At 64.4% G+C, this 23074-nt stretch carries 22 protein-coding genes, 1 tRNA gene and 1 pseudogene; 13 read left to right on the top strand and 11 right to left on the bottom strand.

Annotation, left to right across the window (positions count from 1 at the left end; translation table 11 throughout):
• Positions 1-61: 61 nt before the first annotated feature.
• The 6 genes from ACVWW3_RS13110 to ACVWW3_RS13085 form a co-directional block, all read right to left on the bottom strand.
• Positions 62-1036 carry a cation diffusion facilitator family transporter gene (locus ACVWW3_RS13110; RefSeq protein ID WP_456649673.1) on the bottom strand — a complete coding sequence of 325 codons (975 nt, stop codon included), beginning with the start codon at positions 1034-1036 and terminating at the stop codon, positions 62-64.
• A gap of 2 nt (positions 1037-1038) precedes the next feature.
• Positions 1039-4257 carry an efflux RND transporter permease subunit gene (locus ACVWW3_RS13105; protein WP_456649674.1) on the bottom strand — a complete coding sequence of 1073 codons (3219 nt, stop codon included), beginning with the start codon at positions 4255-4257 and terminating at the stop codon, positions 1039-1041.
• Positions 4250-5227: a divalent metal ion exporter adaptor subunit IhpB gene (gene ihpB, locus ACVWW3_RS13100; protein ID WP_456649834.1), complete on the bottom strand. Its 978-nt coding sequence runs from the start codon at positions 5225-5227 to the stop codon at positions 4250-4252. Before ihpB ends, ACVWW3_RS13105 begins: the two co-directional genes overlap by 8 nt.
• Before the next feature lie 5 nt (positions 5228-5232).
• Positions 5233-6507 carry a divalent metal ion exporter subunit IhpA gene (ihpA, locus tag ACVWW3_RS13095; protein WP_456649675.1) on the bottom strand — a complete coding sequence of 425 codons (1275 nt, stop codon included), beginning with the start codon at positions 6505-6507 and terminating at the stop codon, positions 5233-5235.
• Between the two features lie 55 nt (positions 6508-6562).
• On the bottom strand, positions 6563-6925 hold the full coding sequence (locus ACVWW3_RS13090) for a hypothetical protein (RefSeq protein ID WP_247349350.1): 363 nt from the start codon (positions 6923-6925) through the stop codon (positions 6563-6565).
• Positions 6926-7045: 120 nt separating this feature from the next.
• Entirely contained in the window at positions 7046-7279 is a 234-nt protein-coding gene (locus ACVWW3_RS13085) for a hypothetical protein (protein ID WP_247349348.1), read from the bottom strand.
• Between the two features lie 328 nt (positions 7280-7607).
• Here ACVWW3_RS13085 and ACVWW3_RS13080 point away from each other — a divergent pair, with 328 nt between their 5' ends.
• Entirely contained in the window at positions 7608-8495 is an 888-nt protein-coding gene (locus tag ACVWW3_RS13080) for a hypothetical protein (protein WP_456649676.1), read from the top strand.
• A 57-nt stretch (positions 8496-8552) separates the two neighbouring features.
• Here the strand turns inward: ACVWW3_RS13080 and pepT are convergent, their stop codons facing one another.
• Positions 8553-9803 (bottom strand): peptidase T, encoded by a 1251-nt coding sequence (pepT, locus tag ACVWW3_RS13075; RefSeq protein WP_456649677.1) that lies wholly within the window; start codon positions 9801-9803, stop codon positions 8553-8555.
• A gap of 102 nt (positions 9804-9905) precedes the next feature.
• Positions 9906-10220 carry an HU family DNA-binding protein gene (locus tag ACVWW3_RS13070; RefSeq protein ID WP_456649678.1) on the bottom strand — a complete coding sequence of 105 codons (315 nt, stop codon included), beginning with the start codon at positions 10218-10220 and terminating at the stop codon, positions 9906-9908.
• Between the two features lie 251 nt (positions 10221-10471).
• Between ACVWW3_RS13070 and ACVWW3_RS13065 the strand changes: the two genes are divergently transcribed.
• Positions 10472-10548, top strand: a tRNA-Asp gene (locus ACVWW3_RS13065).
• A 265-nt stretch (positions 10549-10813) separates the two neighbouring features.
• Here ACVWW3_RS13065 and ACVWW3_RS13060 read toward each other — a convergent pair.
• From ACVWW3_RS13060 to ACVWW3_RS13050, 3 genes are all read right to left on the bottom strand, one after another.
• Positions 10814-11017 (bottom strand): hypothetical protein, encoded by a 204-nt coding sequence (locus tag ACVWW3_RS13060; RefSeq protein WP_247349336.1) that lies wholly within the window; start codon positions 11015-11017, stop codon positions 10814-10816.
• 144 nt (positions 11018-11161) lie between these two features.
• Complete coding sequence (locus ACVWW3_RS13055; RefSeq protein WP_456649679.1) at positions 11162-12457, bottom strand: spinster family MFS transporter; 1296 nt, start codon at positions 12455-12457, stop codon at positions 11162-11164.
• Between the two features lie 61 nt (positions 12458-12518).
• The gene (locus tag ACVWW3_RS13050; RefSeq protein WP_456649680.1) at positions 12519-13709 is read right to left on the bottom strand and encodes a Rieske 2Fe-2S domain-containing protein; all 1191 of its coding nucleotides are present in this window, start codon (positions 13707-13709) and stop codon (positions 12519-12521) included.
• A gap of 180 nt (positions 13710-13889) precedes the next feature.
• Between ACVWW3_RS13050 and ACVWW3_RS13045 the strand changes: the two genes are divergently transcribed.
• The 11 genes and pseudogenes from ACVWW3_RS13045 to ACVWW3_RS12995 all read left to right on the top strand — a co-directional run bounded on the left by ACVWW3_RS13045 (position 13890) and on the right by ACVWW3_RS12995 (position 23059).
• Complete coding sequence (locus ACVWW3_RS13045; RefSeq protein WP_354104838.1) at positions 13890-14405, top strand: MarR family winged helix-turn-helix transcriptional regulator; 516 nt, start codon at positions 13890-13892, stop codon at positions 14403-14405.
• 196 nt (positions 14406-14601) lie between these two features.
• Positions 14602-16851 (top strand): TonB-dependent siderophore receptor, encoded by a 2250-nt coding sequence (locus tag ACVWW3_RS13040; protein WP_456649835.1) that lies wholly within the window; start codon positions 14602-14604, stop codon positions 16849-16851.
• Positions 16769-17662 (top strand): annotated as a pseudogene (locus ACVWW3_RS13035) (PepSY-associated TM helix domain-containing protein); the annotation flags it as partial. The gene ACVWW3_RS13040 and the pseudogene ACVWW3_RS13035, both read left to right, overlap by 83 nt.
• Before the next feature lie 52 nt (positions 17663-17714).
• Positions 17715-18011: a PepSY domain-containing protein gene (locus tag ACVWW3_RS13030; protein WP_456672405.1), complete on the top strand. Its 297-nt coding sequence runs from the start codon at positions 17715-17717 to the stop codon at positions 18009-18011.
• A 487-nt stretch (positions 18012-18498) separates the two neighbouring features.
• Positions 18499-18864 carry an NADH-quinone oxidoreductase subunit A gene (locus ACVWW3_RS13025; protein ID WP_007603535.1) on the top strand — a complete coding sequence of 122 codons (366 nt, stop codon included), beginning with the start codon at positions 18499-18501 and terminating at the stop codon, positions 18862-18864.
• Entirely contained in the window at positions 18861-19442 is a 582-nt protein-coding gene (locus ACVWW3_RS13020; RefSeq protein WP_247349482.1) for a NuoB/complex I 20 kDa subunit family protein, read from the top strand. The genes ACVWW3_RS13025 and ACVWW3_RS13020 overlap by 4 nt, the downstream gene beginning before the upstream one ends.
• A gap of 11 nt (positions 19443-19453) precedes the next feature.
• The gene (locus tag ACVWW3_RS13015; RefSeq protein WP_247349319.1) at positions 19454-20068 is read left to right on the top strand and encodes an NADH-quinone oxidoreductase subunit C; all 615 of its coding nucleotides are present in this window, start codon (positions 19454-19456) and stop codon (positions 20066-20068) included.
• Between the two features lie 2 nt (positions 20069-20070).
• Positions 20071-21267 (top strand): NADH-quinone oxidoreductase subunit D, encoded by a 1197-nt coding sequence (locus ACVWW3_RS13010; protein WP_247349318.1) that lies wholly within the window; start codon positions 20071-20073, stop codon positions 21265-21267.
• Positions 21267-22229, top strand: a complete 963-nt coding sequence (locus tag ACVWW3_RS13005) for an FkbM family methyltransferase (protein ID WP_456649682.1) — start codon at positions 21267-21269, stop codon at positions 22227-22229. The genes ACVWW3_RS13010 and ACVWW3_RS13005 overlap by 1 nt, the downstream gene beginning before the upstream one ends.
• Positions 22230-22241: 12 nt before the next feature.
• Entirely contained in the window at positions 22242-22853 is a 612-nt protein-coding gene (gene nuoE / locus ACVWW3_RS13000; RefSeq protein ID WP_247349315.1) for an NADH-quinone oxidoreductase subunit NuoE, read from the top strand.
• A complete protein-coding gene (locus ACVWW3_RS12995) occupies positions 22853-23059 on the top strand; it encodes a hypothetical protein (protein ID WP_247447331.1) in 207 nt (68 codons plus the stop codon). Before nuoE ends, ACVWW3_RS12995 begins: the two co-directional genes overlap by 1 nt.
• Positions 23060-23074: the final 15 nt, after the last annotated feature.

The following is a 23074-nucleotide window of genomic DNA, read 5'->3' as shown; positions in this document are numbered from 1 at the left end:
GCAATCCAGAAATGTGCCCGCAGAGGCAGGCTGGATTGCTTCGCTGCGCTCGCAATGACGATCACACCACATCATCCGGCGCCAGCGCGCAGCCATTGTCGGGATGGGTTTCCACTTGAAGGGTGGTGTGGCCGATGCGGAAGGAGGTCTTCAGCATCTGCGCGGTCTCCATCAGAAATGCATCCCCGGCGCCGGTGGGCATGACGAGGTGGCAGGTCAGCGCCGTCTCCGTGGTCGAGATCGGCCAGACGTGGAGATCGTGGATCCCGGAGACGCCGGGACGTGCCAGCAGGAACGCCCTGACCGCGGCGAGGTCGGTGCCTTTGGGGGCTGCCGCCATCGACATGTCGATTGAGCCGCGCAGCAGGCTGGTGGTGCTCCAGAGGATGGTGACGCAGATGACGAGGCTGGTGACGGGATCGAGCCAGAGCCAGCCGGTCCAGATGATCAGCGCCGCCGAGATGACGACGCCGAGCGAGACCGCGGCGTCTGCCGCCATGTGCAGATAAGCGCCCTCGATGTTGATGTCCTCCTTGCGGCCGCGCGCGAACAGCATGGCCGTAAAACCGTTGACGAGGATGCCGATGCCGGCGACCACCATCACGGTGACGCCCGCGACGGGCTCCGGTTCGCGCAGGCGCAGGAACGCTTCCCAGCCGATCGCACCGGTTGCAACCAGCAGGAACACGGCGTTCGCCAGTGCCGCCAGGATGGTGGAGGCGCGCAGTCCATAAGTGAAGCGGCCGCTCGGCGCGCGCCTCGCCGCGATCGACGCGCACCAGGCCACGACCAGGCCGAGCACGTCGGAAAGGTTATGGCCGGCATCGGCGAGGAGGGCGGTGGAGTTGCCGATATAGCCATAGATCGCCTCGGCCACGACCAGCGCGGTGTTGAGCGAAATGCCGATCGCGAACGCCTTGCCGAAATTGGCGGGCGCATGGACATGCGCGTGGCCAGGACCGTGATCGTGACCATGATCGTGGCCGTGGCCGGCATGGTCATGGTGATGATGACCGTGGTGGTCGTGGTTGCCCAATTCTAGCGCTCCCCGGACGCTGCCAAATCAGGCGCTATTGTAGGCGTTTCGGTGCCTGCGTCACGGCGGAACAGCACGTAGAGCGCCGGCAGCACCAGCAGCGTCAGCACGGTCGAGGAGATGATGCCTCCGATCACCACGGTCGCGAGCGGCCGCTGCACCTCGGCCCCGGCCCCGGTGGCAAGGGCCATCGGCACGAAGCCGAGGGACGCCACCAGCGCCGTCATCAGCACCGGACGCAGGCGTGTCAGCGCGCCCTCGCGCACCGCGTCGGCGACGGGGTGGCCCACGCTGCGCAGCCGCTCGATGAAGGCGATGATGACGAGGCCGTTGAGCACGGCCACTCCCGACAGCGCGATGAAGCCGACGCCGGCGCTGATGGATAAGGGAATGCCGCGCAGCAGCAGCGCCATGACGCCGCCGGTCAGCGCCAGTGGCACGCCGGAGAACACGAGAGCCGCATCCGCCGCCGATCCCATGCCCATAAACAGCAGCAAGAATACCAGCAGCAGCGCCACCGGCACCACGAGCGTCAACCGCTTGGTGGCGGAGACAAGCTGCTCGAATTGTCCGCCCCAGCCGATCCAGTAGCCCGGCGGCAGCTTGACCTTTTCCGCGACGGCCGCCTCGGCCTCGGTGACGAAGGAGCCGAGATCGCGCGCGCGGACATTGGCGGTGACGACGATGCGCCGCTTGCCGTTTTCGCGGCTGATCTGGTTGGGGCCGGGCGTCGCATCGACGGTTGCGACCGACGACAGCGGCACATAGCGCATCTGGGCGAGGGGAGAGGCGGGCAAGGCCGTCCGGATCGGCGCGCTGGACGTCGCTTCCTCACCCGGCGGCAGCGGGATCGGGATCGCCCGGATCGCCTCGAGATTGCCGCGCAGATGCTCCGGCAGGCGCACGACGATGTCGAAGCGGCGGTCGCCCTCGAACAGCTTGCCGGCCGACTTGCCGCCCACCGCGATCTCGACGATGCCCTGCACCTCGCTGATGCTGAGCCCGTACCGGGCGAGCGCCTGGCGGTCGAGGCGGACGGTGAGGATCGGCAGGCCCGAGACCTGTTCGATCTTGACGTCGCTGGCGCCGCGGATGCTGCGGATCGCGGCCTCCACCTGTTTTGCCGCGCCTCGCAGGATGTCGAGGTCATCGCCGAAGATCTTGACGCCGACGTCGCTGCGCACGCCGGAGATCAGCTCGTTGACACGGAACTGGATCGGCTGGGAGATTTCATAGGCGCTGCCGGGGATGTCGTCGGCGGCATGGTCGATAGCCTCGATCACGTCCGACTTGGGCTTGTCCGGGTCGGGCCATTCGGCGCGCGGCTTCAGCATGATATAGCCGTCGGTCTGCGCCGGCGACATCGGGTCGGTCGCGATCTCCGCGGTGCCGATGCGGGTGAAGAACTCCTTCACCTCCGGAATCTGCTTGATGCGCTTTTCCAGCGCCTTTTGCAGGTCCAGCGACTGGGTCAGGCTGGTGCCGGGAATCCGGATCGAGGCCAGCGCGACGTCGCCTTCGTCCAGGCTCGGGATGAACTCGCCGCCCATGCGCGCGGCGGCCACGCAGCTTGCGACCACGATGATGGCGGCCATGATTGCGACGCTGAGGCGATTGTCGATCGCAAGCCGGAGCAGGGGCAGGTAGGCGCGCTTCGCCAGCCGCATGAACAGGTTTTCCTGTTCGGACACCTTACCGGTGACGAAGATGGCAACCGCCGCCGGCACGAAGGTGACGGAGAACAGCACCGCGGCGCCCAGCGCCATCAGTACGGTCAGCGCCATCGGCGTGAACATCTTGCCTTCGACGCCCGTCAGCGTCAGCACCGGCAGATAGACCACCGCGATGATCAGCGTTCCGAACAGGCTCGGCTTGATGACCTCGCTCGACCCGCGCCGGATCGCGCGCAGCCGTTCGGAGATCGTGAGCAGGCCGCCTTTCTCGCGCTGGGCCTCGGCCAGCATGCGCAGGCAGTTCTCGACGATGATCACGGCACCGTCGACGATGATGCCGAAATCGATCGCGCCCAGGCTCATCAAATTTGCACTGACCTTGGTCTCGACCATGCCGGTGATCGTCATGGCCATGGACAGCGGAATGACGCAGGCCACCACGAGCGCGGCGCGGAGATTGCCAAGGATCAGGAACAGCACGGCCACGACCAGGGCCGCGCCCTCCAGCAGGTTGTTCTCGACCGTGCGGATGGTGGCCTCGACCAGATGGGTGCGGTCGTAGACGGTCCGCGTCACGACGCCGTCGGGCAGCGATTTGGCGATATCTTCGAGCCGGGCCGCGACACGGCGCGCCACCGTGCGGCTGTTCTCGCCGATCAGCAGCATGGCGGTGCCGAGCACGGTTTCCTCGCCATCGCGGGTCGCGGCTCCCGTGCGCAGATCGCGGCCTTCGGTGACGGTCGCGATATCCCTGACCCTGACGGGATTGCCGCCGCGCGAGCCGATGACGATGTCCCGGATATCGCTGACATTGCCGACCTGGCCCGGCGAGCGAACCAGATATTGCTCGCCGTTGCGCTCGATATAGCCCGCTCCGACATTGGCATTGTTGGCGGCGAGCGCCGTCATGACGTCGCGAAAGCCGAGCCGGTAGGCCATCAGCTTGCCGGGGTCGGGGAGCACGTGGAATTGGCGCTCGAAGCCGCCGATGGTGTTGACCTCGATCACGCCGGGCACGTTGCGAAGCTGCGGCTTGATGATCCAGTCCTGCACGGTGCGCAAATCGGTCAGCGAATAGTCGTGACCGCCTTGCGTCTTCGCGCCCGCCTTGGCCTCGACGGTGTACATGAAGATTTCGCCGAGCCCGGTCGAGACCGGGCCCATCGCGACCTCGACGCCGGCCGGAAGCTGGTCTTTCACCTGCTGGATGCGCTCGCCGACAAGCTGGCGGGCGAAATAGATGTCGGTGCCGTCCTTGAAGACGACCGTCACCTGGCTCAGGCCGTAGCGCGACAGCGAGCGGGTGTAGTCGAGTTTCGGCAGGCCGCCCATCGCGGTCTCGACGGGGAAGGTGATACGCTGCTCGGTTTCCAGCGGCGAATGGCCGGGCGCGCGGGTGTTGATCTGGACCTGGACGTTGGTGATGTCGGGTACGGCGTCGATCGGAAGGCGCTGGAAATTCCAGGCCCCGAAAGCGACGGCGCCGAGCGCGAGCAGCAGGACCAGCCAGCGCTGCTGCAGCGAGACGGCGATGAGACGCTCAATCATGCTCGGCCTCGCCCTTGCCCATCTCCGCTTTCACGACGAAGCTGTTTTCCGCGACGTAATGCTCGCCGGCTGAAAGGCCGGCCTTGATCTCGACATGACGGGGATCGGAATCGCCGAGCTCCACGGGGCGGGCCTCGATCTTGTCGCCGTCCTCGCGGACGAACACGATGGTCCGGTTCTCCAGCGTCTGGATCGCGCTTCGGCGCACGGCGACCGCGACGTTGCGCGCGGCGAGGATCAGCCGTGCCGTGACGAACAGGCCGGGACGCAAGCGCCCGTCCGGATTTGGCAGCACCACGCGCGCCAGCGCGGTCTGGGTCTCGCTGCTGCCGATCGGCGCCATGTAGGAGATCGTGCCCTTGATCTCGCCGCGGCCGTCGTCGGGATCGATCAGCACCTCGTCGTTGAGGCGAACGCGCCGCAGGTCCTGCCGATAGATCGACAGATCGACCCAGATGCTGGAGAGGTCGGCGACGACGAAGGCCGGTTTCTGTTCGGAGGCGTATTCGCCGAGCGAGATCTGCCGCTCGATGATAGTGCCGGCAATCGGCGCCTTGAGCTCGTAGACGGTGAGGCTCTGATTGCTCTCGATCGCGGCGAGCAGATCGTCTTTGGCGACCTTGTCGCCGATGCGCTTCTGGATGGATTTGGCAACGCCGGGAAAGCGCGGCGTCACCTGCACCACGGCCTCCTGGTTGGCGCGCAGGATGCCGTTGAAGGCGAGCGTGTCAGTCAATGTCGCGCTCGCGGCCGCCGCCAGCGTCACGCCGGCGGCGGCAAGCTTGACGTCGGAGATCCGGATCCGGTCGGCGCCGTGCTCGTCCTGCTCGACATGATCGTTCGGCTTCTCCGGCTTTTTGTCCGCGCTGTGTTCGGCATGCTCGACCCTGGTCGGGGCGAGCAGGGAATAGCCGTAAGCGCCGAGTGCGGCGGCAACGACGGCGACAAGGACGGTGGAGGACGTCTTCATCGTGTTCATCGTGCGCTCTCCCGCGCCAGCGTGAAGGGATTGCCGACGAGACCTTCGATGGTCGCCACCCCCGCATGGAAATTCTGGAGCGCCTCCTGCTCGCGCAGCCGCGCCTGGGTGACGCTCGCCTGCGCGTCGAGCACTTCGAGCAGGGTGAAGCGGCCCTGGCCGTAGCCTTGCGCGATTGCGTCCGAGGCTTCGGTGGCCTTGGGAATGGCGCTCTCGCGCAGCACCGCAAGCTCGCGCAGCGAGCCCTGAAGCGAGTCGTAAGCGCGGCCGGCGACCACGATCAGCGTGTTGCGGTTGGCCTCGCGCTCGGCCTTGGTCTTGGCGAGGCTTTCCTGTGCCGAGAGGATATTGCCCTGGTTCTGGTCGAACACGGGAATCGGCACCGAGACAGTGAGGCGCGCCGCGTCGTCATTGGTCTCGTTGAAATGGCGCCAGCCGGCGGCGATCCGCACGTCGGGATAGGGCCTGAGCCGGGCCAGCAAGAGCTCGGCGTTGCGCTGGGCATAGATCGCGGTCCAGCGCACCAGCTGCGGATTGGCGTCGATGGCGGCGACGACCGACTGGAACGTCGGCGGCCGTCCCATGGTGTCGAGCCGGCCGGAGACCTCGCCGAATTTCGCTGCCGCGTCGCCCATCAAGACCGCAAGCTCGCGCCGGGCGCTCGCCAGCGTCGCCTTGAAGCGTTCGCGGTCGGCCTTCACCAGGGCGGAAGCTACCTCGGCACGGCCGGTCTCGGCCGGCGAGGAGGCGCCGGCCTCGACGCGGCGGCGCAACAGCGGCGTCAGCCGGTCGATGGCGGCGATCTGCTCGTCGAGGATCTGGATGCGCCGCTGTGCGCCGAGCACGCTGAGGAAGGCGATCGCCGTCTCCGATAGCACCTCCAGCCTGACGGCCTTGCGCTGGATCGCGGCAACCTCGATGCCGGCGACGCCCGCGGCGATCCGCGCGTCGCGCTTGCCGAACAGCTCGAAGGCCTGGCTGATCTGCAGCGTGGTCTCGGCCGATCGCGTGCCGCGATAGATGCCGGACCCGAACGAATTGTCCTGTTCGTAGGACAGTTCCGGATTGAGAAGCGCACCTGCCTGGATGCGCTGGCCCGTGGCGATGCCGACGTCGCGCTCCGCCGCGGTCAGCCGCGGGCTCGTGGCCAGCGCGCGCGAGAGCGCGCTGCGCATCGTCAGTGTCTGGGCGTGGGACGGCGCAAGCGCCAATCCGCCAATCAGACACGCTGCCGTGCACGCCAGGCGCGCGGCCATTCCCCTGCAAAACATGAAACCGACCTGTGAAGGATGAACCTAATGGGCGCGGGGCGCCCGACCAATCCGTTCAGGCAATATGTTTGGGAGGCGGGGAGTCGGTATCGGGGACAATGCCGGCGAGCCGGGATACGCGTTGCGGGCGCGATGCGGACACGAGCGCGGTCGATGCGGCCGGCGGCGCCGGCTGCGCGACCATCACCGAGAAGCAGCCATGGCAATGATGCCCGCCGATGGCCTTGTGGTCGCTGTGATCTGAGGAGCCATCAATGACCGCAGCAATCTCCGAGCCGCCGCCGGGCGTGGTGACGTCGATGTCGTGCAGGCCGTGCAGCGTTCCCGCGAGCAGATAGACAACCGCGATCAGCACAGACATCAGCCCGCGCCAGTTGCGCGGGCGGCAAGATCCTGAGGGCTGGCGGTTCGCGAGCACGAAGTCACTCTGATTGCGGTCTGCGTCCGGCCTAGCATGGGCGCGGGAATAGTGTCGACCCGCAACATTGTTACGTCCCTGGCGCAATTGCCGCAGCAGTGGCGGAGACGCCAGCGCTTCTCATTGACGCGTGATCAGGCTCAGTTGAGCATCGGCTGGCGCTCCGCGTGCCAGCTCCGGAATGTCGCCGGTGTCGCCGGCTTCGACCGTGACGACGGCGCGACAGCTGGCTTCCATTGCCCGTTCCAGCCATTTGATGGCTTCATCGATCCACTGGTCGTGGTGCTCGGGATCGGCGATCGCCTTTTCCCGGAATGCATCTGCCTGATGAAGGCACGCGGTTCTGCGATCCACGCGGCTCTCCCGATCCGGAGTCCCGCCCCGACCGCATCTTCGATGATCCCAGCGCCGGCGTCGCTAACATAGGACAGGGAGCCCAGCTCAAAACAAAGGCCCCCGGCTCCGGTGTTGACCGGCTGGGCCTCGTGCTCGCAAACAACCCGACTCCGGTGAGTTCGTTCCCGTCGGCTGCAAAAATAGGAACGTTCCGCGTTCCTCCTCATTAGCGCGCAGGAGAAAATCGAGGAGGACGCACTATGAACGGACTGATTTATCTCGTCGGCTTGATCGTGGTGATCATGGCGGTCTTGTCGTTGTTCGGCCTGCGTTGAGAGAGCTGAATATGACCATCGAAGCTCTCGTGCAGGAAGAAGTCACCGAAAGTCGTCCGCGAGTCGCCGAAGACCGCTGGAGTATCCAATGGAGTTCTATCGTCGCAGGCGCATTCGCCGCCGCCGCGTTGTCCTTCATCCTGGTGAGCTTTGGCGTCGCTATCGGGCTCGGCATCAGCTCGACTTCGCCGACGTGGCGCGACGCATCAGCGGCTCTGGCGCTTCTTTCGGGGTTGTATTTGATTTTGCAGGCGATCGCCAGTTTCGGCTTCGGCGGCTATATCGCGGGCCGGACCACGCGTCAGGCGGCCGCAGTTTCGGCCATCGATGACGATGGCGAGCGGTGGGACGGACTCCATGGCCTGATGTCATGGGCGCTTGCCGTACTGATCGGCGGCGTTTTCCTTGCCTTTCTCGGTGCGGGTACAATTGACCGCTCTCCGGCACGTTCGTCGTCAGGCAACGCGACCGCAGCCGAGCCGCTTTTAGGTTATGAACTGGACAAGCTATTCCGTGCGCGTCGGCCTCCCACCGATCTCGGGGAAACCCGCGCTGAAGCCGGACGCATCCTGATGACGTCGTCGAGCCACAGCGGCGTCAGCAGCGACGATCGAACCTATCTTGTGCAGCAGGTTACAGCGTTGACGGGACTGACCGGGCCGGACTCCGAGCGCCGGGTCGACGCCGCGATTGCGGACTCCCGGACGGCGATCAACCGTACGCGACACAGCTCGATCATCCTCGCATTCTCGGTTGCAGCCGCAACTCTGATCGGGGCCGTGGTAGCCTGGGCTGCTGCTGTTGCCGGCGGACTGCATCGCGATGGAGAGCCGCTGCCGAACTGGATTGTGAGCTCCAACCGCTTCCATCGCACCCCTCGCGCGAAGCCGGTGCCGTAAAGGCTGCGGCCTGCGCTTGTGGCCGGGAGCAAGCCCGGCCACGGCGTCTGACCGTATCTACGCTTTTTCCTCCCAGATCATGGCGAGATGCACGATGGTCTGCACGGCTTTCTCCATGTCCTGCCGGCTGACCCATTCGAGGCGCGAGTGAAACGCGTGCTCGCCGGCAAAGATGTTGGGGCAGGGAAGGCCCATGAAGGAGAGCCGGGAGCCGTCGGTGCCGCCGCGGATCGCGGTGCGCATCGGGCGCAGGCCGGCACGGCGGATCGCTTCGATGGCGTATTCGAGGATGTGCGGATGACGATCGATCACCTGCTTCATGTTGCGGTACTGCTCTCGCACCTCGAACCTGTAGGTCGAGCGCGGATAGTCCTTCATCACGTCCTTGACGATGTTCTCGAGCAGGACTTCCTTCTCCTTGAGCCCTTCCTCGGTGAAGTCGCGCACGATGAAGGAGAGCGTTGCCTGCTCCAGTGCGCCTTCGATGCCGATCGGATGCAGAAAGCCCTGCTTGCCTGAGGTCGTCTCGGGCGAGCAGCCTTCCTTCGGGAGGCGCTCGACGATGGCCGCCGCGATCTTGATCGCGTGCTCCATCTTGCCCTTGGCATAGCCGGGATGGGCGCTGACGCCGTTGATGGTGATGACGGCGCCGTCGGCGGAAAAGGTCTCGTCCTCGACGCAGCCCGCGCTCTCGCCGTCCATGGTGTAGCCGAACTCGGCGCCGAGCTTCGTCAGGTCGACATTGTCGACGCCGCGGCCGATCTCCTCGTCGGGCGTGAACAGGATCTTGATGGTGCCGTGCTTCACGTCGCGGTTGTTGATGAAGAAATGCGCGGCATCCATGATCTCGGCGACGCCGGCCTTGTTGTCGGCCCCGAGCAGCGTGGTGCCGTCGGTGGTGATGATGTCGTTGCCGATCTGGTTCTTCAGCGCTGGATGCTCGGCGATGCGGATCACTTGGCTGGTGTCGCCGGATAGAGTGATATCGCCGCCGCGATAGTTGTTGACCACCTGCGGCTTGACGTCCTTGCCGGTAACGTCGGGCGAGGTGTCCATGTGCGAGCAGAAGCAGATCACGGGCACCTTCTTGCCGGTGTTCGCCGGGATCGTTCCGTAGACGTAGCCGTAATCGTCGAGATGGGCATCGGCAACGCCCATGTCTCTAAGCTCGGCGGCGAGCACACGGCCGAGGTCTTTCTGCCTCTCGGTCGACGGCGAGGCCGGGGATTCCGGATCGGACTGGGTGTCGATGAGGACGTAGCGCAGGAAGCGCTCGGTCACGGTATGCGAAAAGATGAGGGAGGACATTTCTGGTCAAACCGCCGGGTCAGGGGAGAGAGGCGGTATACCAGAAAAGTGGGCCGCGTTGCGGCGGGACGACGCTGCTCAGGCTTAACGAAACGTGAGTGGTTAGATCGCCTCTTTCAGTTCCTTGACCGGGCGGAAGGCGACCTTCTTGCTGGCCTTGATATGGATCGGCTCGCCAGTCGCGGGATTACGGCCGGTGCGGGCGGCGCGCTTGCGGACCTGGAGGATGCCGAGCCCGACGATGCGGACGCGGTCGCCCTTCTTGAGGTGCTTGGTGATCAGGTCGACCATGTCGGTCAGGACCGCCTCGGCGCGCTTTTTCGACAGGTCCTGGCTCTCCGCGATGTCGGCGGCGAGGCGCTTGAGCGTGATGGTGGCGGGAGCGGCAGCCTTCTTCGCCGAGTCCTTCTTAGCCATGTCTGGCCTCCTCGATGTCTGGCCTCCTCGATTCCTGCCGGTGGTCGGGAAGACGGCCCCGGAACCCGCAAGTTCCCGGAGGCGTAGACGATTCGGGACCGGACTGACTACGTCAGCCCTCGCGGCCGGGGGTCACGTTCGTGCGCGCCCTCGACGGAAATCCGCTCGTTCCGGCTGCGGATGCAACATCCTTGACTTCAACAGGTCCGGCCTTTAAGTCCCCCCTCGTTCCGCAGACATTTGCGTGTCACGCGGGAGTAGCTCAGTTGGTTAGAGCGCCGGCCTGTCACGCCGGAGGTCGCGGGTTCGAGCCCCGTCTCTCGCGCCATTTTTTGGCAATCCTTTCATACCCTTACCTCCGAATCCTCTTCTTGCTTCGATCCCCGGTCGCTCGCGGCGCGACTCCTGCGTGCTTTTTGGCCTTCGACCGGCGTAAAACTCCCGCGCTCGCGCGGCGCCCTGTTGCGGTTCAGGCGAGAAATTCAAGCACAGATGCGGCGGCTATTGACCCGATCCATGTCGGCGTCCTCACCCGTCGCCTGAATCAAAAAGGCCGCCCGGAGGCGGCCACTGGTCTGTCCGTAAGCCTCGCGTCAGCGGATATCTGACGTCCCGGCGCTCGTCACCACGACCGGTTTGCCGGCCTTGATCACGTGAGTGGACTGGGCGGTCTGGCTGTGATCGGCATTGGTGCGGGCTGCGATCCCGAAGCCGGCCACAGTGATGCCGGCCACCAGCGCCACAACCACGATCTTCAGGTGGGTCGCACGATCAGCAGAGTGAATGGAGTGGTTCATCTGAGCCTCCCGACGGGCTTTGCCGCCGTCTATGGCTCCACGTGTAAGGACCGTCTGTTTCCGGATGGTTTCGCGGGTTCCGCAAAATGGTTTCATCTGGCCGCCCGGCGGGTTTCACCGGGCGAAGGTGTTCCAGGGCCTGCCTCAGGCTGCGGCCCGGCCGATATCGTTCCGGATGGTGCGAGCCGCCCAGACGAACAGGAGCGCCCCCAGCGTGGTCGTGACCGCAGCCGAAAGCAGGGAATAGCGCACGGCGTCCGCGCCATAGCTGCCTTTGAGGGCGTCGTTGACCATGCCCACGGCGAGCGGGCCGACGCCCTGGCCGAAGCAGGTGGCGGTGAGCGCGATCAGGGCGGAGGCGAGCGCCCGCATGCTCGGCTTGGCCACCGTCTGTGCGATCGCGAAGATCGGCCCGAGATGGAAGCCGACCAGGAACGAGGTCAGCGCCAGCATGGCCACCATCATCGCAAAGTCCTGCGTCAGCATGCATACCGCGAACACGGGGCCGGCGAGGCCAGAGGTGATCGCGGGCGCCCACAGCTTCCAGCGATCGTCGCGGCGGCTGATGTTGGCCACCACGAAGCCGCCGAGCAGGGTGCCGGCCATGCCGGCGAGCCCCTTGAAGGTGCCGGCATAGGTGCCGATCTCGGCGCTCGACAGATGGTGCACGCGGGCCAGGAACGGCGGGATCCACGCCGCGGTCGCGTAGTTCGTGTAAGTGGTGAGACAGAAACCGATCAGCACGATGATGAAGCTTCGCTGGGATGCGAGGAAGCGCAGCGTCGGGCCGAGCGGCTCGGGCACGAAGCTCTCCTGCATGGCGCCGCGCTTCGGCTCGGAGATCGTCAGCCACAGGATCAATGCGAGCAGAATGCCGGGCACGCCCGCGACGTAGAACGCCATCCGCCAGCCATAGTGCTGGTTGACGTAGCCGCCGACGAAATAGCCGAGGAAGACGCCGAGATAGGTGCCGACGGCGTAGATGCCGAGCGCGCGCGGACGCTCGTTCTTGGCGAAGAGATCAGCGACGATGGATTGCGAGGCGGGCGAGCCCGCGGATTCGCCGATGCCGACGCCGATCCTCGCCAGCGCCAGCGAGGTGACACTCGAAGCCGCGCCGCACAGTGCCGTCATCGCGCTCCAGAACGCGAAGGCGGCGGCGACGATGTTGCGCCGGTTGAGCCGGTCGGCGACGCGCGCGATGGGAATGCCGAGCAGGGAGTAGAACAGCGCGAAGCCGAAGCCCGCGAGCAGGCCCATCATGGTGTCGCTGAGCTGAAACTCCTTCTTGATCGGCTCGATCAGGACGTTGAAGATCGTGCGGTCGAGGAAATTCAGCGCATAGATGATGGTGAGCAGGCTCAGCACGTAATAGCGCCGCGCCGAAGGCTTTGCCGCGGCGGCCGTTCGCACCGACATTTGTGACGTCACATCGACCATCGCTTCCCCCAATTAGTCTTTGTTATCGTTGTCGGTCCAGCTCTTATTTGGAGCCGGATAGTCAGCCTTCGCGGATGTAATTCCCCGCTTCGAATTCGACGGGATGCGCGCTTGCGTCGAAGGAAATTCCGATCGGATCACGGCCTGCTTCCATCGCTTCGAGCTGGTCGCTCAGCATGCGCCGGATCATGAGGATGCCGCGGTCGCTCTGGCCGAAATGTTCCTCGGAATGGACGGTCTGCGGGCCCTGGCCGACCTGGGCCTCGTAGTCGCCGGGGAATTGCTGGTGCTCGGTCTCGGTCATGTCCCACCAGAACTTTCCGTTGAATTTCGAGCGCATGCGGCCGATGTCGCCGGAGTTCTTGACGCGGCCGGCGACGTAGATGCGGAACGAGGTGTCGTCGATCGGCAGCGTCCAGCCGATCGATTCAACGCGGGCGAATTGCGCGACGCGCGGGTTCGGCACGACGCGCAAGGTAGGCAGCGCGGCCTCGGTAACGCGGTAAAAAACCTTGCCGTCATCCTGCTTGCGGATCGAGCGCACGGCGATCCCGCGCGGCGTCTTGTCGAATTTCACCTCCGGCATCGACGCCATCATGTTGGTGAATTGCGGACCCGAGAACGAGCCGTGCAGCACGGGCACGTGGTAGGGATCGACCACGTTCTCGAAATGCTGGAGCCAGTTGCAGGGGATGATCGCCGGACCACCGCCGCCGATCGAGGAATCGTCGGCTTCGACGAACTCGCCGTCATCCATGGTCTCCAGGCATTCGTAAGCCGGCAGCACCGGGCGTTTCTCGGCAGGGCCCATATAGGCGAAGATCAGCCCGTAGCGCTCCTCGACCGGATACCAGGGCTGGCGCACATTGTCCTTGTACTGGCCGCCGTCCGGCTCGCAGGGCTGCTCCAGGCAGTGACCTTCGGCGTCGAACTTCCAGCCGTGATAGCAGCAGCGGATGCCGTCCTCCTCGACCTTGCCGTAGTAGAGCGTGGTGCCGCGATGGCAGCAACGCGCGTGCAGGAGGCCGACGCGGCCGTGCTGGTCGCGGAACAGCACCAGATCTTCGCCGAGGGCACGCACCTTCTTCGGCGTGTCGGTGGCATCACTGACAAGTCCGACCGGATGCCAGTAGCGGCGGAGCAGTTCGCCCATCGGCGTGCCGCGCACGACCGAGGTGAGCTCGGTACGTGTGAGCGCCGGCTTCATCGCATAGGCGGTGCCGAGATCGCGATCCCGCTGGGTGATGGTCATGCTGATCCTCCCGCTGTCGGCCGTGCTGGCCCGGCTTTTGACGCCTTGAACACCAGTGAAGGGCCGATCGATGACAATGTCAACGAATTTCCAAATGCCTCTTAGTCGCATTCGGATCAGGCTGGGGAGCTAGCGCTACCAACCCTTGGCACGCCGCGGCTTTCTTGGCAGAGGTGGATCATGAGCCAGACACCAGGCAGGGACGGGCGCACATCGTCCGATGCGGACGAAAGTCACTCGCCGGCGCCGATCACCGCGATGCTGTCGTCACGGCTGATGGTGCTGGCCAATCTGCTCAAGCGCGGTGCGATGCTGCGCTACAAGCGCCTAGCCGGATTGTCCTCCGTCGAGTTCGGCCTCGTCGCCTCGCTCGGGCGCCGGCCGCCGATGAGCGTGGCGCGGCTCGCCGAAGCCGTCGGGCAGGACAAGGGGCAGATCAGTCGCGCACTCGCGGAACTCGTCTCGCGCAAGCTGATCGCGAAGTCGGCGAACCCGAAGGACAGCCGCGAGGTGCTGGTCTCGCTCACACCGGCAGGGCTCGCCGCGCATGATGCGATCGTCGAAGGCGCGCAGGACCGCAATCGAAAATTGCTGGAACAGTTGAGCAAGGACGAGTTCGAAACGCTGTTGGCGCAGATCGACCGTCTCACGGCGACGGCAGAGAAGCTGCTCGAAGCCGAGAAAGTTCCGCGCTGATTGCGCGGCAATCTGCGGAAATATTGGATCGCTTCAAAGAAATTTTCTAAGAATCCTTCTTTTCTAAGAATCGTTCTAAGAACTTTTCAATTAGGGATTTCGCGCGCGCTCACTTAAGCGTCACCGCAGTGCCGTCACGGGACTGACGGCATGACGCATGCAGATACGTTTGGGGTGGCGCGTGAACAGTCTTGGAATGCTGCGGTCGGCCGTATTGGCGACCGCATCCGCTTGGGTTTTGGTGCCGCAGGCATCGCTTGCACAATCTTCTGCGCAGAGCGGCGCGCAGAATATTCCGTCGGTGACCGTCGCCGCGCCGGAAGGGCGCCGCCGTGCTGCCGCCGCCCAGCGTCGCGCGCCGCGATCATCCGAGCAGACTGCTAACCGAAGCAAGCCGCAGCCGCAGCGCAATGTCGGTTTCGTCGAGACCCCGCTCGGCCCGGTGCACGGCTACGTCGCCGGTCGCAGTTCGTCGGGCACCAAGACCAACACGCCGATCATGGAGACGCCGCAGTCGGTGTCGGTAATCGGCGCCGAGCAGATCCGCGACCAGAAGCCGAACAAGCTCGACGAAGTGCTGCGCTACACCGCCGGCGTGCGCGCCGGAACCTTCGGTGCCGACACCCGCAACGATTGGTGGCTGATCCGCGGCTTCAAATCCGATGACGTCGGCCTGTTCCTCGACGGCATGCAGCTGTTCTACACGTCCTATGCGAGCTGGAAGCTGCAGCCGTCGAACATGGAGCGCGTCGAGGTGCTGCGTGGTCCGTCGGCCGTGCTCTATGGCGGATCGAGCCCGAGCGGCATCGTCAACGTCATCAGCAAGATGCCGCCGACCGAGCCGGTGCGTTACATCGAGACCGGCGTCAACAATTTCGGCAATGCCTATGTCGGCTTCGATGTCGGCGGTCCTGTCGCGACGCAGTCCCAGGACGGCAAGCTGTTCTACCGCGTCGTCGGCCAGGTCCAGAACGGGAATACGCAGGTCAATTTCACGCCCGACAACAACTACTTCATCGCGCCGTCGTTCACCTGGAAGCCGGATGCCGACACCACCTTCACGGTGCTGGCCTCGGCCTCGAAGCAGGACACCCGCGGCATCAACTTCCTGCCCTACCAGGGCACGGTGACCAACGCGCCGTTCGGCAAGATTCCGACCAGCTTCTTCGTGGGCGATCCCAGCGTCGACAAGTTCACGCGCGAGCAGGAGATGCTCGGCTACCAGTTCGAGCGCAATCTCACCGACGATTTGACGTTCCGGCAGAACGCGCGATTTGCACATATCGACCTGACCTATCGCGGCTACATCGGTAATGGCTGGGACAATATCAATACGGCTACGATGGGCCGCTACAATTGGTATGCAAAGAACACCGCCAATCAGGCCAATCTCGACAACCAGCTCGAGTATCGCTTCAACAGCGGCCCGGTCAGGCACACGATGCTGTTCGGTGTCGATCTGAAGGGCTATCAGATCGATGACTATCAGGCCTTCAACTTCGGCACGGTTCCTCCGATTAACGTCTTCAATCCGGCCTATGGTATCGACATCCCGCTCGCGGGCGCGCCGTTCCGCAACTTCCTGCTTACGCAGAAGCAGGCCGGCACCTACGTTCAGGACCAGATGAAGCTCGGCAACTTCACGCTGGTGCTGAGCGGCCGCAATGACTGGGTCGAGACGACGCAGGCCGCCCGCGACACGGGCGCAAATATCGCCCAACGCGACGACAGCAGATTCAGCGGGCGCGCCGGGCTGATCTACAATTTCGACAACGGCATCGCTCCCTATGTCTCCTATTCGACGAGCTACAATCCGATCATCGGCCTCAACGCACAAAACCAGCTGTTCCTGCCGGAGACCGCCAAGCAGGCCGAGATCGGCGTCAAGGTCGCGCCGAAGGGATTCGACGGCTACTTCACCGCCTCGGTATTCGATCTGAAGCGCCAGAACGTGGCTACCACCGATCCGTTGAATGTGCTGCTGCAAAACCAGACCGGAGAGGTGACCTCGCGCGGCATCGAGCTCGAAGCCGTGGCCAATGCCACGAAGGAGCTGAAGCTGATCGGCGCGTTCACGGCCTATCACCTGTTCAACAGCAGGGATCTCGACCCGTCGCTGGTCGGCAAGACGCCGACCAACACGCCTGAGTTGCTGGTATCGGGCTGGGCGGACTACACTTTCAAGGACGGACCGCTTGAGGGCGTCGGCTTCGGTGGCGGTGTGCGCTATGTCGGGTCTTCCTGGGCCGACGCGGCCAACACCCTCGAGGTTCCCGCGGTTGTGCTCGGCGATCTCGCAGTCCATTACGAATGGCAGAACTGGCGCACGGCTATCAACGTGATCAATCTGACCGACAAGATCTATGTCGCGAGCTGTGCCTCGGCGACGTCGTGCTTCTACGGCGACCGCCGGCGCGTCACCGCCAGCGTTTCCTACAAATGGTAGGCGCAGGCGAGGGGAGGGCTTCGTGAAGGCGCGCACGGTCAGGCTCTGGTCCGTGGTCCACACCTGGACCAGCCTGATCTCGACCGTCTTTCTGCTGCTGCTCTGCCTGACCGGCCTGCCGCTGATCTTCCATCACGAGATCGATGAGCTCCTGGGCTATGCCCCCCAGCCCGAAGCTCATGCGAGCGCGGCGCGTGCGACGACCCAGGCGGTCGCCGACGCCGCGCTCGCCGCCGATCCCGGCCGCGTGCTGCAATATATCTCCTGGGACAAGGACGAGCCCGGGATCGTCACGGCTTTCACCAACAGTGCCGTCGACGGGCTGCCCGATAATACTACCGTGCGCGCCTTCGATGCGGTCTCGACCAAGCTGCTCGGGCCGGTCGGCGTCGGGCCGATGCTGATCGTTCTGAAGCTGCACACCGACATGTTCGCGGGCCAGCCCGGAAAGCTGTTTCTGGGCGGGATGGGTCTGCTGTTCGCAATCGCCATCATCTCCGGCTTGGTGCTGTACTGGCCGTTCACTCGCCGTCTGCGCTTTGCCACTATTCGCGACCGCGCCTCAACCCGCGTGCGCTGGCTCGACTGGCACAATTTGATCGGCGTGGTGACGGTGGCCTGGGCGCTGGTGGTGGGCCTGACCGGCGTCGTCAACACCTGGGCCGAGCTGATGCTCAACCAGTGGAAGGCGACCGAGCTCGCCAGCATGGTCGCACCATATACCGGCAAGCCGCCACCGTCACATCTGGCCTCGCTCGACGACGTCGTCGCACGCGCCAGCCACACCGCGCCCGGCATGGAGGTCGCCTTCATCGCCTTTCCAGGGACGCCCTTCACCTCGTCGCATCACTTCGCGCGCCTTCATGCGCGGCGACACGGCGTTGACGGCGCGGCTGCTCAAGCCGGTGCTGCTCGACGGAGAGACGGGGGAGGTCGCCGACAGCCGCGCGCTGCCGGTCTATCTCCAGGCGCTCCTGATCTCGCAGCCGCTGCATTTCGGCGACTATGGCGGGATGCCGCTCAAGGCGATCTGGGCCGCGCTCGACCTGCTCACGATCGTTGTGATCGGCAGCGGCCTCTATCTCTGGCTGACGCGGCGGCGCAAGCGCGCGCCTGCCAAATCCAACGCATTCGCCAGACGAGCCCCGGTCTCGTCGTGATGCATGGCTCCCCTGACCGTACGCGCCGGTGGATACGTGTCTTTGCTGCACCTGTTCTGCTTGCGGCTGCGACCATCACCGGTCTGCTCGCTGCGCTGCTCTGGGGGACCGTCGGCCAGTACGTCGCCTGGGTGACTGTGGGAGCGCCTGTGCTGGTCATCGCCTGGGTTTGGGTGCGCCGCGGCAGCCAAAAACCCCCGGCATTTTGACCGGATGTTGCGAGGCAAGTAGCTGCCTCGGCCCGTGCGCGCAATCTAAGAACCGCTGCCCTGCAAAACCGTGGGCGCCCTTGCCCAACCCTTGCCGGGTTTTCTGATCTGCTCCATACCAGCGCGGGGTGATTCCGGAATTTCATCGTTCCGGGAGCGGGAAAGGGCCTAAAAAGAGCGTGTCTTGCGCCCATTGGTGCACTGCGCTAAGGCTCAGAACAATTCCAAACTGGACGAATCCGTGGCTGTCCCGAGGCTGCGGGAAAAAGGGCTCGTCAATGAGCGGCATTCTTCAGAACTATCTTCCACTCGTGGTATTCATAGGGGTAGCGGGCCTTATTGGCCTTGTGCTCCTGATCGCGCCCTTCATCGTCGCGTTCCAGCAGCCGGATCCGGAAAAGCTGTCGGCGTATGAGTGCGGTTTCAACGCCTTCGACGACGCCCGCATGAAGTTCGACGTCCGCTTCTATCTGGTCGCCATCCTCTTCATCATCTTCGACCTCGAGGTGGCGTTCCTGTTTCCCTGGGCGGTCGCGTTCGGCAAGCTTGGCGCGACCGGCTTCTGGTCCATGGTGGTGTTCCTCGGCGTGCTGACGGTCGGGTTCGCCTATGAATGGAAGAAAGGGGCACTCGAATGGGATTGAATCCTGCACCGTCCTCCGGTCCGGTTGTAGCGCCGGCCCCCAAGGGCATTCTGGATCCGTCGACCGGCAAGCCGATCGGGGCCCGTGATCCGTTCTTCCTCGAGGTCAATTCGGAGCTGTCCGACAAGGGCTTCTTCGTGGCCGCGACCGACGACCTCATCACCTGGGCGCGTACCGGCTCGCTGATGTGGATGACCTTCGGTCTCGCCTGCTGCGCGGTCGAGATGATGCAGGTGTCGATGCCGCGCTACGACATCGAGCGCTTCGGCTTCGCCCCGCGTGCCTCGCCGCGCCAGTCCGACGTGATGATCGTCGCGGGCACCCTGACCAACAAGATGGCGCCTGCGCTGCGCAAGGTCTACGACCAGATGCCCGAGCCGCGCTACGTCATCTCGATGGGCTCCTGCGCCAACGGTGGCGGCTATTATCACTATTCCTACTCGGTCGTGCGCGGTTGCGACCGTATCGTGCCGATCGACATCTACGTGCCGGGCTGCCCACCGACGGCGGAAGCGCTGCTTTACGGGGTGCTGCTGCTGCAGAAGAAGATCCGCCGCACCGGTACCATCGAACGCTAAGGTTTTACGTCATGGACGACGCCAAGCTCGACGCCCTGGGGCAGACGATCGTTAGCGCGCTTCCGGGCGCTGCCATCGGTCATTCGGTGGCCTTCAACCAGCTCACGGTCGATGTCGAAGCCAGTAAGATCGTCGAGGTGGTGAAGTACCTCCGCGACGATCCGAACTGCCGGTTCATCAACTTCACCGACATCACGGCGGTGGACTATCCTTCGCGCGAAAAACGCTTCGACGTGATCTATCACTTCCTGTCACCGGCCCTGAATGCGCGGATCCGGCTCAAGGCCCAGGCCGACGAGACCACGCAGGTGCCGTCGCTGATCGAGGTGTTCCCGGGCGCCGACTGGTTCGAGCGCGAAGCCTACGACCTCTATGGCGTGTTCTTCGTCGGCCACCCCGACATGCGCCGCCTCCTGACCGACTATGGCTTCGAGGGTCATCCGCTGCGCAAGGACTTCCCGACCACCGGTTTCGTCGAGGTCCGCTACGACGACCAGGAGAAGCGGGTGGTGTACGAGCCGGTCAGGCTCAACCAGGAATTCCGCAAGTTCGACTTTTTGTCTCCGTGGGAGGGCGCCGACTATCCGGTCCTTCCGGGCGATGAAAAAGCAGGGCCGAAGGTCTGAACATGAACGAGCAACCCGAAAACCTTCGCAACTTTACGATCAACTTCGGTCCGCAGCATCCGGCGGCGCATGGCGTGCTGCGTCTGGTGCTGGAGCTTGACGGCGAAGTCGTCGCCCGCGTCGACCCGCATATCGGCCTGCTTCACCGCGGCACCGAAAAACTGATCGAGCAGAAGACCTATCTCCAGGCGATCCCCTATTTCGACCGCCTCGACTACGTCGCGCCGATGAACCAGGAGCACGCCTTCTGCATGGCGGCTGAAAAGCTGCTCGGCATCGAGGTGCCGCGCCGCGCTCAGTTGATCCGCGTGCTCTATTGCGAGATCGGCCGCATTCTGTCGCATTTGCTCAACGTCACCACGCAGGCGATGGACGTCGGCGCGCTGACCCCGCCGCTGTGGGGCTTTGAAGAGCGCGAGAAGCTGATGGTGTTCTACGAGCGCGCTTCCGGCAGCCGCATGCACGCAGCCTACTTCCGCGTCGGCGGCGTGCATCAGGACCTGCCGCAGAAGCTGGTCGACGACATCGACACCTGGTGCGATCCGTTCCTGAAGGTGGTCGAAGATCTCGATCGGCTGCTCACCGCCAACCGCATCTTCAAGCAGCGCAACGTCGACATCGGCGTGGTGTCGCTGAAGGAAGCCTGGGAGTGGGGCTTCTCGGGCGTGATGGTGCGCGGCTCGGGCGCCGCCTGGGATCTGCGCAAGTCGCAGCCCTATGAGTGCTACGCCGAGATGGATTTCGACATTCCGATCGGCAAGAACGGCGACTGCTACGACCGCTATCTGATCCGCATGGAAGAGATGCGCCAGTCCGTGCGCATCATGAAGCAGTGCATCCAGAAGCTGAACGCAGCCGAAGGAAAAGGCCCGGTCGTCGTCGAAGACAACAAGGTTGCTCCGCCGCGCCGTGGCGAGATGAAGCGCTCGATGGAAGCGCTGATCCATCATTTCAAGCTCTACACCGAAGGCGTCCACGTGCCGGCCGGCGAGATCTATGCCGCGGTCGAGGCGCCCAAGGGCGAGTTCGGCGTCTATCTCGTCTCCGATGGCTCCAACAAGCCTTACAAGTGCAAGATCCGCGCGCCGGGCTTTGCGCATCTCCAGGCCATGGACCACATCTGCCGCGGCCATCTGCTCGCCGACGTCTCGGCCATCCTCGGCTCGCTCGACATCGTGTTCGGAGAGGTCGATCGGTGATGGCGCAGGTGCCAATCCAGTTTGACCGTGCCTCGGGGGCCCTTGAAGGGGCCAACCTGTGGGAGCGGACGGCTGCCTTGGCGCTGGTGACGGGATCGAAGATCTCGTCGCACTTCTCGCATATGGGCTACATCGCCTGCGCGAACCTGCTGCGGAAGACGCTGACCGAGCGCAACATCGCGATCAAGCTCAACCCCGACGCTGTGTTCGAATTCCCTTACGGCGACGGTTACTGGAGCAAGCTGCTCAATCGCTCCTACAATTACGAGGACGAACTGGAGCTGTTGTTCGCCGACTCCATCGACGTCGACTACACGCTGCTCGATTGCGGCGCCAATTACGGCTATTGGTCGGTGCTGGTGTCGAGCAAGCCGTTCGGCTCGCACATGGCGATTGCGATCGAGCCGTCGGGCCAGAACTATCCGAAGCTCGCCAACAACGCCCGCGTCAACGGCAATCGCTTCGAGACCATGAAATGCGCGATCGGCGCGGCCCGCGGCACCGCGCGTCTGTCCGGCACCAAGCACGAGGCCTTCAGCATTGCCGGCGGTGCGTCGGCGGGCGGCGAGGACGTGCCTGTGATCGCGCTCGACAATCTCATCGACGACGGCAAGGTTGCCGCCAGCGGCAAGTACCTGATCAAGCTTGACGTCGAGGGCGTCGAGATCGAGGCGATCAAGGGCGGCGCCCGGCTGCTCCAGGCCGACAGCGTCATCATGTGCGAAGAGCACGGCAGCGACCGCTCGCATGCGGTGTCGCGCTACATCCTTGAACACACCCCGCTGAAGCTGATCGTGTTCGATCCGCGCAGCAACCGGATGGAGACCGTGACCGAACTGTCGATCCTCGATCGCATCAAGGTCTCGACCCACGTCGGCTACAACGTTTTCGGCACCGCAAGCGCATTCTGGCAGGACAGGATCGAAGCCCTGAATGCCAAAACCGCGCGCCGCATGCAGTGAGAGATTGAAGAGATGTCCGTTCGCCGATTAGCACCGAAGGAAGTCCAGCCCGCGAGCTTTGCGTTGACGGAGGAGAACCTCGCGTTTGCCAAGCAGCAGATCGCGAAATATCCGGCCGGACGCCAGGCTTCGGCGGTCATCGCCATCCTCTGGCGGGCGCAGGAGCAGCACGATGGCTGGGTCTCGGAAGCCGCGATCCGCGTCGTCGCCGACATGCTCGACATGCCCTATATCCGCGTGCTCGAGGTCGCGACCTTCTACACGATGTTCCAGCTGGCCCCCGTCGGCAAGAAGGCCCACGTTCAGGTCTGCGGCACCACGCCGTGCCGCCTGCGCGGCGCCGAGGATCTGATCCACGTCTGCGAGCACCGCATCCATCACGAGCCCTTCCATCTCTCCAAGGACGGCAATTTCAGCTGGGAAGAGGTGGAATGCCTCGGTGCCTGCGTGAACGCGCCGATGGTGCTGATCGGCAAGGATACCTATGAGGATTTGACCAAGGAAAGCTTCGGCAAGGTGCTCGACGGCTTTGCTTCGGGCAATCCGCCCAAGCCCGGCCCGCAGAACGGCCGCCAGTTCTCGGCGCCGACGGGCGGGCCGACCACACTTAAGGAGGTCACCTGATGCGTGATCTCTCGTCGCCAGTCGTTGAAGGGAGCAGTGTTGTGAAGAAGTGGGGCTTCATCGCAATGCATTCCGCCGCGGCGGCCACATTCATTTTCCTGCTTCAGCGCTTCGCCCTGAACGCGCCGCTGGAATCCAGTCTGCTCTGGGCGTTGACCTTCGCTGTCTGCGCCGCCGGGCTTGCCTACAAGCAAGCCAACCGTTGATCGGAAAGCACTGAC

The sequence above is a fragment of the Bradyrhizobium sp. LM2.9 genome (assembly GCF_054056555.1).
This window is presented reverse-complemented; position numbering and strand designations above follow the sequence as displayed.